Below are 14367 nucleotides of genomic sequence, written 5' to 3' on the forward strand. Positions count from 1 at the left end.
CATGCCCTGTTGCCTGCTGCCTTACTCTTCTGCTGTGCGCCGGTCGATATAGGCGGCGGAGCGCAGATCACGCAGATAGCGCTTTTGCAGCAGGTCGAGACGCTCAAGGCTGAGGGTGTTCTCGATCTCGGTGTCGCTCGGCAGGGTCAGATCGCCTTCCTCACGGCCACAAACCATGACGAGGGCGGCAATCTCACCGAGGTTGAGTGGCGCGCTGATCTGGCCGACCGAGAGGTTGGATACGGCGGCCTGAAACGTCGGGTTGAGATTGCCGAGCGTAACCTCGCCCATATCGCTCGATAGGTTGGATGATGAGGCATCAATCGCTGCCTGCATGGCATCGCAGTCAGCAATGTTCTTGGCGGCAGTGGCTGCGGCTGCAATACGCTCGCTGGCGCTTTGTCCCTCAACCGGCTCAAAAATCAGCTGTTTCAGGCTGACCTTGGTATTCTCGGCGGCCTTAGGTTCGCGGACATTACGGATGGCGAGCAGGTGCCAGCCGTCCTGAGTGCGTACCGGTGGGCTGATCCGGTTGACGCCAATACGCGGCAGGATCGCGTCAAGCTCGGGCGCAAGCTGACCGGGCTGGACCCAGCCGAGGCTGCCGCCATTCTGCGCGCCGACACCACGGGAGAACTGGGCGGCCACGGCGACGAAGGGCGCGCCCTGACGGATCTGCTCCAGCAGACGCCGGGCGAGGGCTTCTACCTGTTGGGATTGCGACGGATCATCGACCGGCAGGAAGATTTCCTGTACCAGATAGGCGGTCTGGGTCTGTTGCTGGCGGATCTGGTCGCGACGAATTGCGATGTCATCCTTGCTGATCGACACCTGCCGGTTCAGGCGCGCCTGAATTACCTTGCGCCATGCCACGTCAGCACGCATCTGGTCCCGCAGGCTCGACATGGGAATGCCGAGACCATTGATCATGCTTGCAAAGCCTTCCGGGGTCATGCTGTTGCGTTCGGCCATGAGGCGCAGTTCCTCATCCAGCTCTTCTTCCGTGACCTGAAGTTCGAGGCGCTTGGCTTCCTGCAGCTTCAGTTTTTCGTCGATCAGGGTCTGGACCACCTGTGGCTGCAGCCGCGCGCGGATTTCCTCGCTGTCCTGCAAGCCGGCAGCGCTGATGGCGATGGCCATGCGGTCACGCAGGTCGGAGAAAGAAATCACATCGTCATTGACCACGGCGGCAATGCCCGCTACCTGCGCATGAGCAGGCGGGGCTGCAAAGGCCAGTGATGCGCTGAAGGCGATGGCTAAAAATATCGCCTTTACAATGTGTTGTTTGGTGTTTCTGAACATTGTTTTTGGTTTTTCTGTTGCGTGTTTTTTGCTATCCATCCTCAGATTGCAGCAGGGCGGCGAGGCCGGTCAGGATGCTGCAGATGGCCGGGATAGAGGCGGCGATTGTTGGTGGTATGGTTTCCGATGTGCCGAGAGCCTGTGCCAGATCGCGCAGGAAGAAAAAGCCGAAACCGGTCATAAGCCCTGCGGCGACCAGCATCAAGGTGCCGCCACGCCGCGGCGGGCGCAGCGAGAAGGCGGCGGCAATCAGCACCATGCCCGCGAACAGCAGCGGTTCGGCGAGCAGGCCGTAATAATGCAGTCGCGTACGGATGGCGGAGAAGCCGGTTTCCTCCAGCGTCCTGATATAGTCAGGCAGCGCCCAGAAGGAAATCTGGTCCGGCTGGGCAAAACTTTCCTCGATCGTATTGGCGGTGAGATCGGTGTTGATGCGATAGCCCTCAACCTCGACCGGCGCACGCCCGGGTTCATTGATCCAGGCATGGCCGAACTGCCATTCGCCATTGACCAGACGGCCATAGGTGGCATCGAGCCTGCCCATGAACTGGTCGCCCTCGAAGAACAGGGCGACCGCGTCGCTGATCTCCATGGTTTCCGGCTTGATATTTTCGGCATGGATGATGGTTTCGCCCTGCGGATTGGCCTGACGCAGCCAGAGACCGGAGGCGGCGAGGTTGATCCCACTGGTCTGGCCCCGGAAATAGCGGTTTTCCTGTTCCACGAATTTGGTGATCAGGACCGAGGAAAACGGATTGATAACCGTGATCTTGACGATGCCGAAGCCGAGACCGATCACCAGTGCCGGCAACAGGAACTGCCAGGCCGAAACCCCGGCGGAGCGGGCGACGATCAGCTCCTGACTGCGGGTCAGCTTCCAGAACGCGTACATGGCGCCGAACAGGATGGCGAGCGGGATGATCTGCTGGCCGACCTCGGGCAGTTTCAGCAGGCTCATCTGCAGAACGGCAAAGATGTCCAGTTCCGCCTTCTTCGAGGCCCGCCGGAACAGCTCAAGGGTATCGAACAGCAGCACAACGCCGAGCAGCATACCGAGCATCAACGCCACGTAACCGGCAAAGGTACGACCGATATAGCGGTACAGGGTGAGCGGCAGTTTGTTCAGCATGGCCTAACCCTCCCGCTGTGGGGCATAGGCCGGGCGCGGGCCAAGCGATGTTGAGCCGGACGTATGGCCGGTATCGCCATCATTGCCGCGTGCCGGTGGTGGCTTCCGGTGCAGCAACCGGGTCAGGGAGCCGGTCAGCACCAGCAGGGAGACAGCGGTTGCGGTCAGCGGTACGGCATACATCAGCGTGACACCCCACCAGCCGCGATTGGCCGCATCGCTGAGGCCGAGGGTAGCCGCCTCCAGAATGATCAGCATCAGAAAGGCAAAGGAAACCCGCTTTGACTGCCCGCGTCGGTTGAATTCACCGGTCAGCAGGATCGCCAGCAGGCTGAGTGGTATTGCGAGGCCATAGAGCGGTTGCGACAGCTGGCTGTGTGCCTCGGCCCGATAGCGGCGCATGGTTTCCGCATCGGTCGGTTCTTTCGGGAACAGCAGCTGCCACAGGGTACGCTCGCCGATTTCCGGGATCGGTTCTTCGGCATTCTTGGTAAACAGGGCGAGGTCGATGGTGTAGCGGTCGAACGAGAGCTGCTGCAATCGGCCCGGCTGCTCGGTTTCTTCCTGCCTGACACCGTTGAACACGATGACCTGTGGCCCCTGTGGCCCTTCGCGCAGCTGGCCGCGCTCGGCCATGATCACCACCGGCTTTGCCGGATCGCGGGTGTCCTGAAACACGATGCCATGCAGAACGCCGCGCTCCTCACGTTCGCGGACATAGAGGGTCATGTTGCCGCCGAGGGAGTTGAAGACGCCCGGGCGGATCAGGACATCGGAGAACTGTGCCGCCAGCTGTTCCTGCTGCAGGGTGAATTGCCATTTGGCGCTCGGCTGGGCATAGGTGTGCAGGGCCATGAGGGCCAGCATGATGCCGATCGACAGGAACAGGGCAGGTTGGGCCAGTGTCCACTGGCTGATGCCGACGGCACGCATGACAACAAGTTCAGAATCGTTGAGCAATTTGTTGTAAACAAACACAATTCCGACCCCGGCTGCGATCGGCAACAGTACAGTCAGGAAGTTGGGCAGGGTGAACAGAACCAGTGCCAGAAACTCGGCCAGTCCGGCCCCGCCATTGACCGCCAGTTCGAGAAACCGCAGGGACTGGGTCAACCACAGGGCAACCGCCAGCGTGATCAGAATCAGCCCGGTCGCTGTCATCAGCAGGGTCAGAATGTAACTGTACAGACGCGGCACTTCTAATTCGTCTCTGTAGCGGGTCCGGCATCAGATCTGTGATCACAGCTGCGGTCACAAATGGATTGCCGTGCATTTTGTCTCGGGCCCGGCGTTTTTATGCGGTTGGCCCAAGCGAATGCTTGTTTCACCGCCAAACATGGCTACCCTATGGCGGTATTAGCAAATTAGAGCGTTACGGGCATCGTCTGATTGCGTGCAGCCGTTATTCTCTATCATCCTGCCGGGACCGGTTCTCAGGTCCCATATGGTGCATAAATCATTGTCAGGCTAGGGAAAGCTGGGATTTTTACAGCTCTCCAGTCTCGCCACCGGTTCTTGATTGAGGGGTTTTTGCCTTGTTGAAAGTTAGTTTCTCGGATCGTTCCCTGCCTAAATCCGGCAGTCTGGTCATCCCTGTATTTGCCGATTCTGTCCTCGGAACGGCGGCAAAGGAACTGGATGAGGCTTCCGGCGGCTATATTTCCGCGGTCATGAAACGGCGTGACTTCACCGGTACCGCAGGTTCGGTGCAGGTGGTGACCAAGCCATCAGGGCTCGATTATGACGAGTTGGTGCTGGTCGGCCTCGGCAAGGCCAGCGCTGTTACCGATATGGCGGCAGAAGAGGCCGGTGGCCGATTGTTCGCCAGCCTTGGTGAGATCAAGGTAACCGACGCGACCCTGTTGCTTGAAGCACCGGACGATATCGCCATCGAGTTGACCGAACTGGCCGCCCGCATCGGTTTCGGCTGTGCGCTGCGCGATTACAGCTTTGAGAAGTACAAGACCAAAAAAGCTGACAAGAAATCAGAGAAGTCAGACAAGGGGCTGAAAAAACTGAAAATTGTCGCTGATGGTGCGGCGAAGGCGCGGACGCTTTACACCGGCTATGAGGCCGTGGCCGATGCCGTGCATTATGCCCGTGATCTGGTCAGTGAACCACCGAATGAGCTCTATCCTGACGAGTACGCCAAGCGCGTTGCCAAGCTCGAGGAGCTGGGTCTCGAGGTCGAGGTGCTGGATCAGAAGCAGCTTGAGAAACAGGGCTTCAAGGCATTGCTCGCCGTTGGGCAGGGCAGTGACCGCAACAGCGCCCTTGTGGTGATGAAGTACAAGGGGCTGGAGAGCGGCAAGGCTTCAAAGTCGAAGGGCAAGTCCAAGAAAGAAAAAGAGTTTTCGACCGCGCCGGTGGCTTTTGTCGGCAAGGGCATCACCTTCGATACCGGTGGTATTTCACTGAAGCCGCCTGCCGGTATGGGCGACATGAAATGGGATATGGCCGGGTCTGCCGCGGTGGTCGGCGTCATGGCGGCACTTGCCGGGCGCAAGGCCAAGGTCAATGCGGTCGGTGTTATCGCGCTGGCGGAGAACATGCCATCGGGCAAGGCAACCCGTCCGGGCGACATCATCGGCTCGCTCTCCGGCCAGTCGATTGAGGTGCTGAATACCGATGCCGAGGGCCGTCTGGTTCTGGCCGATGCCCTCTGGTACACCGAAGATCGCTTCAAGCCGCAATTCATGGTCGATCTGGCAACCCTGACCGGCGCCATTCTGGTAGCGCTCGGCAAGGAATTTGCCGGTATGTTCACCGACAATGACGAACTGGCCGGGCGGTTGAGCGCGGCCGGGTCAACGGTAGGCGAGAAGGTCTGGCGCATGCCGCTGGACGATGCCTATGACAAGATGCTGGATACCGCTGCTGCCGATATGAAGAATATCGGCGGGCGTGACGCGGGCAGTGCCACGGCGGCACATTTCCTCAAGCGCTTCGTCCGTGAGGTGCCATGGGCGCATCTGGATATTGCCGGTATGGCCTGGTCAGAAAAGACCACGCCGCGTACGCCCAAGGGTGGCACGGCATTTGGTGTCCGTCTGCTTGATCAGCTGGTCCGGGACAATTACGAAAAGTAAGCACATTCAAGGTCTTGTTCTGAATGTCTGATGTAAAATCGCCGACCGAGATACGGTTCTATCACCTGCAGCGTATGCCGGTGGAGCGGGCGCTGGGCATGATCCTGCAACGCATCATGGATCGTGGTCAGCGCGCACTTGTCTATGGCGGTTTGCCGGAACATCTAGCTTCGCTCGACAAGGCGCTCTGGGCCGGTAATCCGAACGGCTTTCTGCCGCATGGTCTGGCCGGTGATGCGGCAGCGGAGGCGCATATTGCTGACCAGCCGATCTGGCTCACCGACCAGCTGGGCACTGATGGCGTGCCGCCGAATGCCGCTGATATTCTGCTGCAGATCGACGGGGCAACCGCCGATGCGGCGGCCATCGGGCCCTATGCCATGTGCTGTGATCTGTTCGATGGCCAGAACGAGCAGGCGGTGGCCGATGCCCGCCAGCGCTGGGTCAGTTACCGGGATGCCGGTTTCGCGCTCAGCTACTGGCAGGAAACCCCGAATGGCGGCTGGGAACAGAAGGCGGCGCATAGCCCGGATGCATAATCCATCTGAGGCTTGCGGCAGCGCCTTCCCATGGATATAACCGCCCCGTTAAACAAGTGGTCGGGCGATCAACACTGTTCGACCCGTGCTTCCCATCAATCCAACTAGCATGAGAGAGCGTCCCCATGGCGGTCGAACGCACATTATCAATTATCAAACCCGATGCCACCCGTCGTAACCTGACCGGCAAGATCAACACCCGTTTTGAAGATGCCGGCCTGCGCATCGTCGCTCAGAAGCGGACCCAGCTGACCAAGGCTGAAGCCGAAGGCTTCTACGCCGAGCACAGCGAGCGTCCTTTCTTCGGTGATCTGGTGACCTTCATGATTTCCGGTCCGGTTGTTCTGCAGGTTCTGGAAGGCGAAGGCGCCATTGCCAAAAATCGCGAGATCATGGGTGCAACCAACCCTGAGAACGCCGATCCGGGCACCATCCGCAAGGATTTCGCCGAGAGCATTGAGGCAAACTCGGTTCACGGCTCTGATTCACCAGAAAGCGCAGCCCGCGAAGTAAGCTACTTCTTCGCCCAGACCGAGATTGTCGGCTGATCGTTGCTTCCAGTGATGTGAAACAAGAAAAGGCGACCGGATATCCGGTCGCCTTTTTGTTTTGCAACAATGTCTTATGGGATTGTTTTAGAGCAGGGTAATGCCCATAAGCGCAACTACGATAACCACAGCGATGGTGGCATAGGTTGAAACCTTGGTGAACCACTTCCAGCCATTCTGGGCGCGCTCGAGATCTTCGGCTGAAACCTGTTGTGGTTGTTGTGTACCGGCCATTGTCTGTCTACCTGCAAATGAATTTGTGTAACGGGTTACGGTGTCTGAACACCGCATGACTGATTTATGGTGCCTGTCGGCGAGCCATGCAAGCCAAACAGGTACCGGTTAGTGATCTTTTACGCGAAGGTTGCGCGGTTCCGGTCGAGGGTGACCCCGCCATTGGCCAGCATGGCCAGCGCTTCCGGGTAAATCTTGTGCTCAAGCGTTAGAATCCGGTCGCTCAGGCTGTCGGGGGTATCGTCAGTGAGCACAGGAACCGAGGCCTGCTGGATGATCGGCCCGCCATCCATCTCGGCGGTGACGAAATGCACGGTACAACCGGCAATGCGCACTCCGGCGCGGATCGCCTGACCCTGCGCATCCAGCCCCTTGAACGAAGGCAGCAGGCTCGGGTGGATATTGATCAGCTTGCCGAGCCAGCGATCCACCAGCCATGGCGAGAGCAGGCGCATGAACCCGGCGAGGCAGACAATCTCGATATCCGCACTACGCAGGCTGTCGTCAATCGCAGCCTCGAAGGCCGGTTTGTCAGCAAAATCCTTGCGCTCGATCACCCGGGTTTCAATTCCTGCCTCTTTGGCGCGTTGCAGGCCATAGGCATCGGGTTTGTCAGAGATAACGAGGGCGATTTCCGCCGGGTACTGTTCGGCGCGGGCGGCATCGATCAGGGATTGCAGATTGCTGCCGCGACCAGAGATCAGCACCCCGACGCGCTTCTTCGTTTGGGGCTTGCTCATGCGGCAGGCTCCCAGGCAAGCCAGTCTGCATCCAGATTTTCGTAGCGAACCTGTGGCTCATCGCCGTCGCGTTGCTCAATGCGACCGATTTTCATGACGGTTTCGCCATTCTGTTTCAGCACGGCGCTGACCGCATCGGCCTGATCGGCGGGCACGGTCACAACCATGCCGATACCGCAGTTGAAGGTGCGGAGCATTTCGGTCGGGACGATATTTCCGGCCTTTGACAGCCAGCCGAATACCGGTGCCGGTTTCCAGCTGTTCATGTCGAAAACGGCGGTCACATCATCGGGCATGATGCGTGGCATGTTCTCGGGCAACCCGCCGCCGGTGATGTGACAGAAGCCATGCACATGCCCGGTTCTGAAGGCAGCGAGGCAGGAACGCACATAGATTTTGGTCGGGGCGAGCAGGGCGCTGGCGAGGCTCTGTCCGGCATCAAATGGCGCCGGTGCGTCGAGGCTCAGACCCTGCTGCTCGATAACCTGGCGCACAAGAGAAAAACCGTTTGAATGCAAGCCGTTAGAGGCAATGCCTAACATAACATCACCAGGACGGGTGAGGTCGCCTTTCAGCATTTCCTCACGCTCAACCGCGCCGAGAGAAAAGCCCGCGAGGTCGTAATCATCCTTGTCATAGAGACCCGGCATCTCGGCGGTCTCGCCACCGATCAGTGCGCAGTTGGCGCGGCGGCAACCCTCGGCGATACCGCTCAGGATTGCGCGGCCGGTTTCAACACTCAGACGCCCGGTGGCATAATAGTCGAGGAACAGCAGCGGTTCGGCACCCTGTACCACGAGGTCATTGACGCACATGGCGACGAGATCAATGCCGATCGTGTGGTGGGTATCGCTTTCAATCGCCAGTTTCAGCTTGGTACCGACACCGTCGGTTCCGGCGACCAGTATCGGGTCCTTGTAACCGGCAGCCTTCAGATCAAAGGCCGCGCCAAAGCCACCGAGGGCACCATCGGCACCGGGACGGGCGGTTGAACGGGCGAGTGGCTTGATTGCCTCGACTAGTGCGTTTCCGGCATCGATATCGACCCCGGCATCGCGGTATGTCTGACTGGTTCTAGTTTCTTGTGTCACGGTGGGTTATAGCTGGCTGACAAATGGGTGGCTGTTATAGTGCCCGCGAACATAACGGACCTTACGGCCAATGCAATGGCCGCAGATGCTTTGCGTGATGAGAATAGTAAAAAATCAGATACCAGCCCTGTTGACTGGCGCCCTGTTCCTCGTGGTTGTGCTCGGTTTTTCCGGCTTTGCCAAGGCTGAACCGTCGCTTGCAACCCTGCATACCGTTTCCGGCATCAATGTGGATGTTACGGCCAAGAACGCCGTGCAGGCACGTGAGCAGGCCATCGCACAGGCGCAGAATCGTGCGCTCTCAATCCTGCTGCAGCGTCTGACCCTGCTGGATAGTGTCGGTGCCTCGAAACTGGCCGAGGCCAATCCGGGCAATCTGGTGGAGAATTTCGAGATTGCCGGTGAGCGCAGCTCCAATGTTCGCTATCTCGGCGAGTTTACGGTCCAGTTCAAACCACAGGAGATCCGTCGCTTCCTGCGGGAGAACGGTGTCGGGTTCTCCGAAGCGTTCCGCCCGCCGATGCTGGTGCTGCCGGTACTGCAGGGTGATTTCGGCAACCGGCTCTGGGACTCCCCGAACCCGTGGCGCGATATCTGGCAGAACGCATCCGGCCAGTATCAGCTTCTGAGCCTGATGATACCGTCCGGCGGCCTCAATGATATGGTGGCAGGCAATGTGGATCAGGTCATGGCCGGGTCGGAAGAGGCGATTGTCAATTTGCGCAACCGCTATGGTGCGGAATCGGTTCTGGTTGCGGCGGCCCGTGTGATCCCGGCGTCAGATACAGCGCCGCTGCGTCTTGCCGTGGAATATACCGAGTTCGGGCGTGCCATCCGGGGTGAGGGCGTACGGGCCGGTGAACGTATCTTCGGCCTGATCGACACCACCTCGATCACCCTGTCGGCAAATGCCGGGGAGAGCGAAACTGAACTCATGTACCGCGCCCGTGCCGCAGTACTCGATCGCCTGAACCGTGCCTGGAAACAGGCCAGTGTCGTGACCCTGTCGACCGAGAGCGGGCGTATCAATATGGCGGTGGCGATCAGTTCCCTCGGCGAATGGCGTCAGGTACAGCGCCTATTGGCGAGCGAGACCGCGATTTCCGGTGTCACGATCCTGTCCATGGCCAAGAACCGTGCCCGCATCGCCGTTGACCATCTTGGCAGTGTCGGAGAGCTGCGTCGCCTGCTGGCCCAGAAGGGCCTGAACCTGTCGGCGGAGGCGCTGTCGGTCGATCCATCCCTTGATGGCGATCTGACCCGCAGCCAGCCACGCCTGATCGATCCGGTGACCAATGCGATCAATGATCCCCAGCGTCAGGGGGCAGTGATCTCGACCCCGACCTATCTGCTGACCCTGTCACGGTCCTGAGCCAACCTTTCTGCTGCCCCTAACATAGTGCTACCAGACCATGCTTGATCCAGATACCCAGCCACCGCGCAAGGCAACCATCCCGGCCAAGGACCAGCTGCGGTTCTGGGGACTGGCGGCGCTCGTCTTCATCGCGCTGGTCTGGCTGCTCAATGATGTGCTGCTGCCATTTGTTGCCGGTATTGCTCTCGCCTATCTGCTCGACCCGGTGGTGGAGAAACTGGCGGCTGGGCGCATGCCGCGCTGGCTCGCCGTGCTCTGTGTGCTCGGCAGCTTTGGTCTCGCCTTTATCCTGCTGATCCTGATTGCGGCACCGCTGATCAAGCAGCAGGTGGCCGACCTGATTGCCGCCATCCCGGAATATACCCGACAGATCAAGGATGTGATCGGTCCCCGGATTGCCGATATTACCGCCCAGTTCTCAAGCGAAGATGTGGAGCGGCTGCGCAGTGCCGCTGGTAACTATGCCGGTTCGTTCCTGTCATGGATCGGCGGCTTGATCGAGGGGATTGTCACCAGCAGTGCGGCGATTGCCAATATCCTGTCGGTGGTTCTGCTGACCCCGCTCGTGGCCTTCTACATGCTGCGTGACTGGCCGCATATAACCAAAATTGTTGACGACCTGCTGCCAAAGGAACATGCGCCGACCATTCGCGGTATCCTGCAGGATATTGACCGGACCATGGCCGGTTTTGTGCGCGGACAGCTGACCGTCTGCTTTATCCTCGGCTCATTCTATGCCATCGCGCTCAGCATCGCCGGGCTCAACTTCGGCTTTGTGATCGGCCTGACCTCTGGCCTGCTGTCCTTTATCCCCTATATCGGTTCCGGTTTCGGGCTGGTTGCCAGTATCGGTGTTGCGATCTTCCAGTTTCAGGACCCGACCATGGTTGGCATTATCGCCGCCATCTTCCTCGGCGGACAGCTGGTCGAGGGCAATTACCTGACCCCGCGTCTGGTGGGCGGCAGTGTCGGCCTGCATGATGTCTGGGTGATCTTTGCCCTGATGGTTGGCGGCTCGCTGCTCGGGTTTACCGGGCTGATGCTGGCGGTGCCGGTTGCGGCGATTATCGGGGTACTTATCCGCTTCGGTATCAGTCGTTACAAGCAATCCGCCGTCTATCAGGGGGGCGAAACGGTTGAGGCTGCCCCGGCGGTAAGCGAGACAACCGGCGCAGGCGAGAATGGCTGATACGATTTCAGCAGCCGACCAGATCGCCCTGCCGCTGGAGAATGCGCCACGGTTCGGGCGCGACGATTATATGGTCGGGGCGAGCAATGAGGCGGCTCTCGCCTGGTGTGACCGTTGGCCCGACTGGCCCGCGCCGGTTATCGTCCTCGTCGGCCCACCGGGTGCCGGCAAGTCCCACCTCCTGACCATCTGGCAACAACAGAGTGGTGCGGAAAACCTGCCGGTTGAGAAACTGGCACCTGACCTGATTGCCGAGATCGGCGGACGCGAACAACCGCCATTGCTGGCCATCGATCAGGCTGACCGGATTGTCGGTGATCCGGTGGCGGAAGAGGGGTTGTTTCACCTGTTCAACCATGTCCGGGCCGAGGGTGGCTCGATGCTGCTGACGGCGGCACAGCAACCAGCGCGCTGGGGATTGGCGCTGCCCGATCTGGAATCCCGGCTCAAGGCATCGCCGGTTATCACACTGGCGGCACCCGATGACGCCATGATGGCAGCCCTACTGGTGAAACAGCTTGCCGACCGACAGTTGATCGTCGGACAGGAAGTAGTGGATTACCTGCTGGCGCGGGTCGAGCGTTCCTATGCTGCCATTCGTGATCTGGTGGCGGCACTGGATCAGCTGTCGCTCGCCAAACACCGCCGGATTACCGTGCCGCTTGCACGGGAAATATTGAACGAACAAGATCAGTCATTGTTTTAGTGCCAGGGAGCATAAAATCATGGATTTGGGCCTGACCGGAAAAACAGCATTGGTATGTGCCGCCAGCAAGGGGCTGGGGCGCGCCTGTGCCGAGGCGCTCGCCGCCGAGGGCTGTGCCGTTACCATCACCGCCCGTGATGAGGCGCAGCTGATCGCCACCGCGCGCGAGATCGAGGCGAAGACTGGTCAGAAGGTTGGCTATGTCGCTGGTGACATCACAACAGAAGAAGGACAGGCGGCAGCACTGCTGGCCTGTCCAACGCCGGATATTATGGTCAACAACGCCGGTGGCCCGCCGCCCGGTGATTTCAGGGACTGGAGCCGGGATGACTGGATCAAGGCGCTCGATGCCAACATGCTGACCGCGATCATGTTGAGCAAGGCCGTTGTCGATGGCATGGCGGCGCGCAAATTTGGTCGGATCATCAATATCACCTCGGCGGCGGTCAAGGCACCGATCGAGCTGCTCGGCCTGTCCAACGGGTCGCGCGCCGGTCTGACCGGCTTTATGGCCGGGTTGGCGCGGCAACTGGCCGGTGACGGGATCACGATCAACAATCTGCTGCCGGGACCGTTCGAGACCGACCGGCTGAAAAGCACCCTTGGTGCCGTTGCCGACAAGACCGGACGACCGATTGCCGATGTTCGGGCCGAGCGTATGGCGCAGAACCCGGCGGGCCGGTTCGGTGATCCGGTGGAGTTCGGTGCTGCCTGTGCGTTTCTGGCCAGCGACAAGGCCGGTTTCATCAACGGGCAAAATCTGGTACTCGATGGTGGTGCCTTCCGGGGCACGCTCTGATCTATTGCCTGTCTTTCGCTAGTGGCTCGGGTCGATGATCCAGTCATCGGCCTTGCGGCGGACCTTCTGCCAGCGTTTTGTCAGTTTTGGATCCGCATGTTCCAGCGCCGTTCGCCAGATCGCCTGCTGTTCACCAAGGGCTGTTTCCGCATCCTGATTGCCGCGCAGTGAGGCATGTTCCGAGAGGCGTCCCAGCAGGTCGATGGCGGTGAACATATCATTCTGCTGCCCGAGCTTGTCCTGCAGCTTCGCCATTGCCTTAGTGGCTGTTTTTAGATGACTGGTTCCAGTCAGTTCACTCACAATATCAGCGACATAGCGCGTCTTTTTGACCTTGAGGCGGAACCGGTGCTGGCGTCTCGGTTTGAGGCTGTGCAGCCTCTGTCCGCGCCTGTCCATGCGGTCCAGCTGTTCTATCAGCCAGCGGGAGCCAATCGCTCTGAACTCCTGTTGCATGGTATTGGGCAGCCTGGTCTGGCCGGTGGCCAGTTGCGTCAGGCGTAACAGCAGATCGGCATAGCGTTGGTCATTCAATGCCGAGATCAGCCTTGCCCGCGCTTCACGTCGACAGGCGTCGGCGGCGGGCTGGAGGTAGTCAGCGATGTTGTCTTCATCATCCATATGACAGTGCCGGAGGTCGGGCAGGGTCTCGGACAGGAACACATCCCAGTTGCGCAAACTGCCGAGCTTGCCGCGCAGCCATTTGAGTTCGGTCAGCAAGGTGCCGCATGGTGAGGCTTCAAGTTGCGCACGCAAGGGGCGGGTGATCGCATCCAGTCGGCGGAGTGATACCCGCATCTGGTGCACGCCCTCGGGGCTGCTGTCGGCAAACACGACAAACTGGTTGGCCAGCAGATCGCCAAGGGTCTTTCCCGCTTGCCGTGCAAGGGCGGTGGCGGCGCTGTCCGTGGGTGAGAGTTGCGCCGGTTTGGCCTTTTGCACCACCGGATAACGGCCATCGGCGAGCCGGTAGCCCTGTTCGGCCTTGCTGCCCCCGGCCAGCCGGGCACCGCTTGCGGTGACGAGGATTTCGGCCAGCCGGTACAGAGTATTTTCATCGCCCTTTTTCAGCTCAAGCTCCACCTCGGCCAGAACCTGTTCTGCAGCACCGGCGCGCAGGACGCCGTGGTCATAGGCGATTTCGATCAGGGTGCCATTGAGGTCGATATTCTGGATATGCCGGGTGATATCGGTCTCGAACACCGGTTCCAGTGATCGGTGCCACTCCAGCGGCAGGGTGATGCTGTCGCCAAATGCCAGATCGAGAATTTCGGGCCGTGGTTCGGCATCGTTCAGCGACCATTCCCATTCCTGTCGCCGTGAACCACCGGCAAAGCCCTTGTCGCTACCGCGCCATTTCAGGTGCTGCAGCCATTGATCGCCCTTGTTGCGGACCCGCAGGGCGATGCCGTTCTGCCAGAGCAGGCGGTCGGGCGTATCGTAATAACGGCTGATCAGCTTCACCGCGCGGGGTGCCGCGGCTTTAATGTCCGGCAATCCGTGTTCGGCGAGTTGCTTCAGCCGGGCCGGGGGCAGGGTGAATTTCAGTTCGATTTCTTCACTGACCGCTGGCTTGGCCGTGCCGGTTTTATCGCCCTGCCTGATCTTGCCGGATGCGGCCATCGC

General features: G+C 59.9%; 13 protein-coding genes. 7 read left to right on the forward strand and 6 right to left on the reverse strand.

Annotated elements, in window-relative coordinates:
- Window positions 1-21 precede the first annotated feature (21 nt).
- Genes CBB62_15440 through CBB62_15450 form a run of 3 tightly spaced genes read right to left on the reverse strand, consistent with a single transcriptional unit; the run spans window position 22 to window position 3628 of the window.
- Entirely contained in the window at window positions 22-1341 is a 1320-nt protein-coding gene (locus tag CBB62_15440; protein ID OUT39745.1) for a hypothetical protein, read from the reverse strand.
- Window positions 1334-2431: an LPS export ABC transporter permease LptG gene (locus CBB62_15445; protein ID OUT39746.1), complete on the reverse strand. Its 1098-nt coding sequence runs from the start codon at window positions 2429-2431 to the stop codon at window positions 1334-1336. Before CBB62_15445 ends, CBB62_15440 begins: the two co-directional genes overlap by 8 nt.
- A gap of 3 nt (window positions 2432-2434) precedes the next feature.
- The gene (locus tag CBB62_15450) at window positions 2435-3628 is read right to left on the reverse strand and encodes an LPS export ABC transporter permease LptF (GenBank protein OUT39747.1); all 1194 of its coding nucleotides are present in this window, start codon (window positions 3626-3628) and stop codon (window positions 2435-2437) included.
- 341 nt (window positions 3629-3969) lie between these two features.
- Here CBB62_15450 and CBB62_15455 point away from each other — a divergent pair, with 341 nt between their 5' ends.
- From CBB62_15455 to CBB62_15465, 3 genes are all read left to right on the forward strand, one after another.
- Window positions 3970-5520, forward strand: coding sequence for a leucyl aminopeptidase (locus tag CBB62_15455; protein ID OUT39853.1), 1551 nt, complete (start codon window positions 3970-3972; stop codon window positions 5518-5520).
- Window positions 5521-5543: 23 nt separating this feature from the next.
- The gene (locus CBB62_15460) at window positions 5544-6059 is read left to right on the forward strand and encodes a DNA polymerase III subunit chi (GenBank protein OUT39748.1); all 516 of its coding nucleotides are present in this window, start codon (window positions 5544-5546) and stop codon (window positions 6057-6059) included.
- A 125-nt stretch (window positions 6060-6184) separates the two neighbouring features.
- The gene (locus CBB62_15465; protein OUT39749.1) at window positions 6185-6607 is read left to right on the forward strand and encodes a nucleoside-diphosphate kinase; all 423 of its coding nucleotides are present in this window, start codon (window positions 6185-6187) and stop codon (window positions 6605-6607) included.
- Between the two features lie 353 nt (window positions 6608-6960).
- Here the strand turns inward: CBB62_15465 and CBB62_15470 are convergent, their stop codons facing one another.
- The gene (locus CBB62_15470) at window positions 6961-7581 is read right to left on the reverse strand and encodes a phosphoribosylglycinamide formyltransferase (protein ID OUT39750.1); all 621 of its coding nucleotides are present in this window, start codon (window positions 7579-7581) and stop codon (window positions 6961-6963) included.
- Window positions 7578-8672, reverse strand: a complete 1095-nt coding sequence (locus CBB62_15475) for a phosphoribosylformylglycinamidine cyclo-ligase (GenBank protein OUT39751.1) — start codon at window positions 8670-8672, stop codon at window positions 7578-7580. Before CBB62_15475 ends, CBB62_15470 begins: the two co-directional genes overlap by 4 nt.
- Window positions 8673-8742: 70 nt before the next feature.
- Between CBB62_15475 and CBB62_15480 the strand changes: the two genes are divergently transcribed.
- The 4 genes from CBB62_15480 to CBB62_15495 all read left to right on the forward strand — a co-directional run bounded on the left by CBB62_15480 (window position 8743) and on the right by CBB62_15495 (window position 12741).
- A complete protein-coding gene (locus tag CBB62_15480; protein ID OUT39752.1) occupies window positions 8743-10044 on the forward strand; it encodes a hypothetical protein in 1302 nt (433 codons plus the stop codon).
- Between the two features lie 79 nt (window positions 10045-10123).
- The gene (locus CBB62_15485) at window positions 10124-11236 is read left to right on the forward strand and encodes an AI-2E family transporter (protein ID OUT39854.1); all 1113 of its coding nucleotides are present in this window, start codon (window positions 10124-10126) and stop codon (window positions 11234-11236) included.
- Window positions 11229-11942 (forward strand): hypothetical protein, encoded by a 714-nt coding sequence (locus tag CBB62_15490; GenBank protein ID OUT39753.1) that lies wholly within the window; start codon window positions 11229-11231, stop codon window positions 11940-11942. The genes CBB62_15485 and CBB62_15490 overlap by 8 nt, the downstream gene beginning before the upstream one ends.
- Before the next feature lie 19 nt (window positions 11943-11961).
- The gene (locus CBB62_15495; GenBank protein ID OUT39754.1) at window positions 11962-12741 is read left to right on the forward strand and encodes a 3-oxoacyl-ACP reductase; all 780 of its coding nucleotides are present in this window, start codon (window positions 11962-11964) and stop codon (window positions 12739-12741) included.
- Between the two features lie 18 nt (window positions 12742-12759).
- Here the strand turns inward: CBB62_15495 and CBB62_15500 are convergent, their stop codons facing one another.
- Window positions 12760-14364: a hypothetical protein gene (locus CBB62_15500; GenBank protein ID OUT39755.1), complete on the reverse strand. Its 1605-nt coding sequence runs from the start codon at window positions 14362-14364 to the stop codon at window positions 12760-12762.
- Window positions 14365-14367 lie beyond the last annotated feature (3 nt).

Source organism: Micavibrio sp. TMED2 (genome assembly GCA_002168225.1).
Lineage (GTDB): Bacteria > Pseudomonadota > Alphaproteobacteria > TMED2 > TMED2 > TMED2.

Coding starts and splice junctions, on each gene's coding strand:
- CBB62_15440 (OUT39745.1), bottom strand. CDS start 1,341: ATGGATAGCAAAAAACACGCAACAGAAAAACCAAAAACAATGTTCAGA.
- CBB62_15445 (OUT39746.1), bottom strand. CDS start 2,431: ATGCTGAACAAACTGCCGCTCACCCTGTACCGCTATATCGGTCGTACC.
- CBB62_15460 (OUT39748.1), top strand. CDS start 5,544: ATGTCTGATGTAAAATCGCCGACCGAGATACGGTTCTATCACCTGCAG.
- CBB62_15465 (OUT39749.1), top strand. CDS start 6,185: ATGGCGGTCGAACGCACATTATCAATTATCAAACCCGATGCCACCCGT.
- CBB62_15470 (OUT39750.1), bottom strand. CDS start 7,581: ATGAGCAAGCCCCAAACGAAGAAGCGCGTCGGGGTGCTGATCTCTGGT.
- CBB62_15480 (OUT39752.1), top strand. CDS start 8,743: ATGCAATGGCCGCAGATGCTTTGCGTGATGAGAATAGTAAAAAATCAG.
- CBB62_15490 (OUT39753.1), top strand. CDS start 11,229: ATGGCTGATACGATTTCAGCAGCCGACCAGATCGCCCTGCCGCTGGAG.
- CBB62_15495 (OUT39754.1), top strand. CDS start 11,962: ATGGATTTGGGCCTGACCGGAAAAACAGCATTGGTATGTGCCGCCAGC.
- CBB62_15500 (OUT39755.1), bottom strand. CDS start 14,364: ATGGCCGCATCCGGCAAGATCAGGCAGGGCGATAAAACCGGCACGGCC.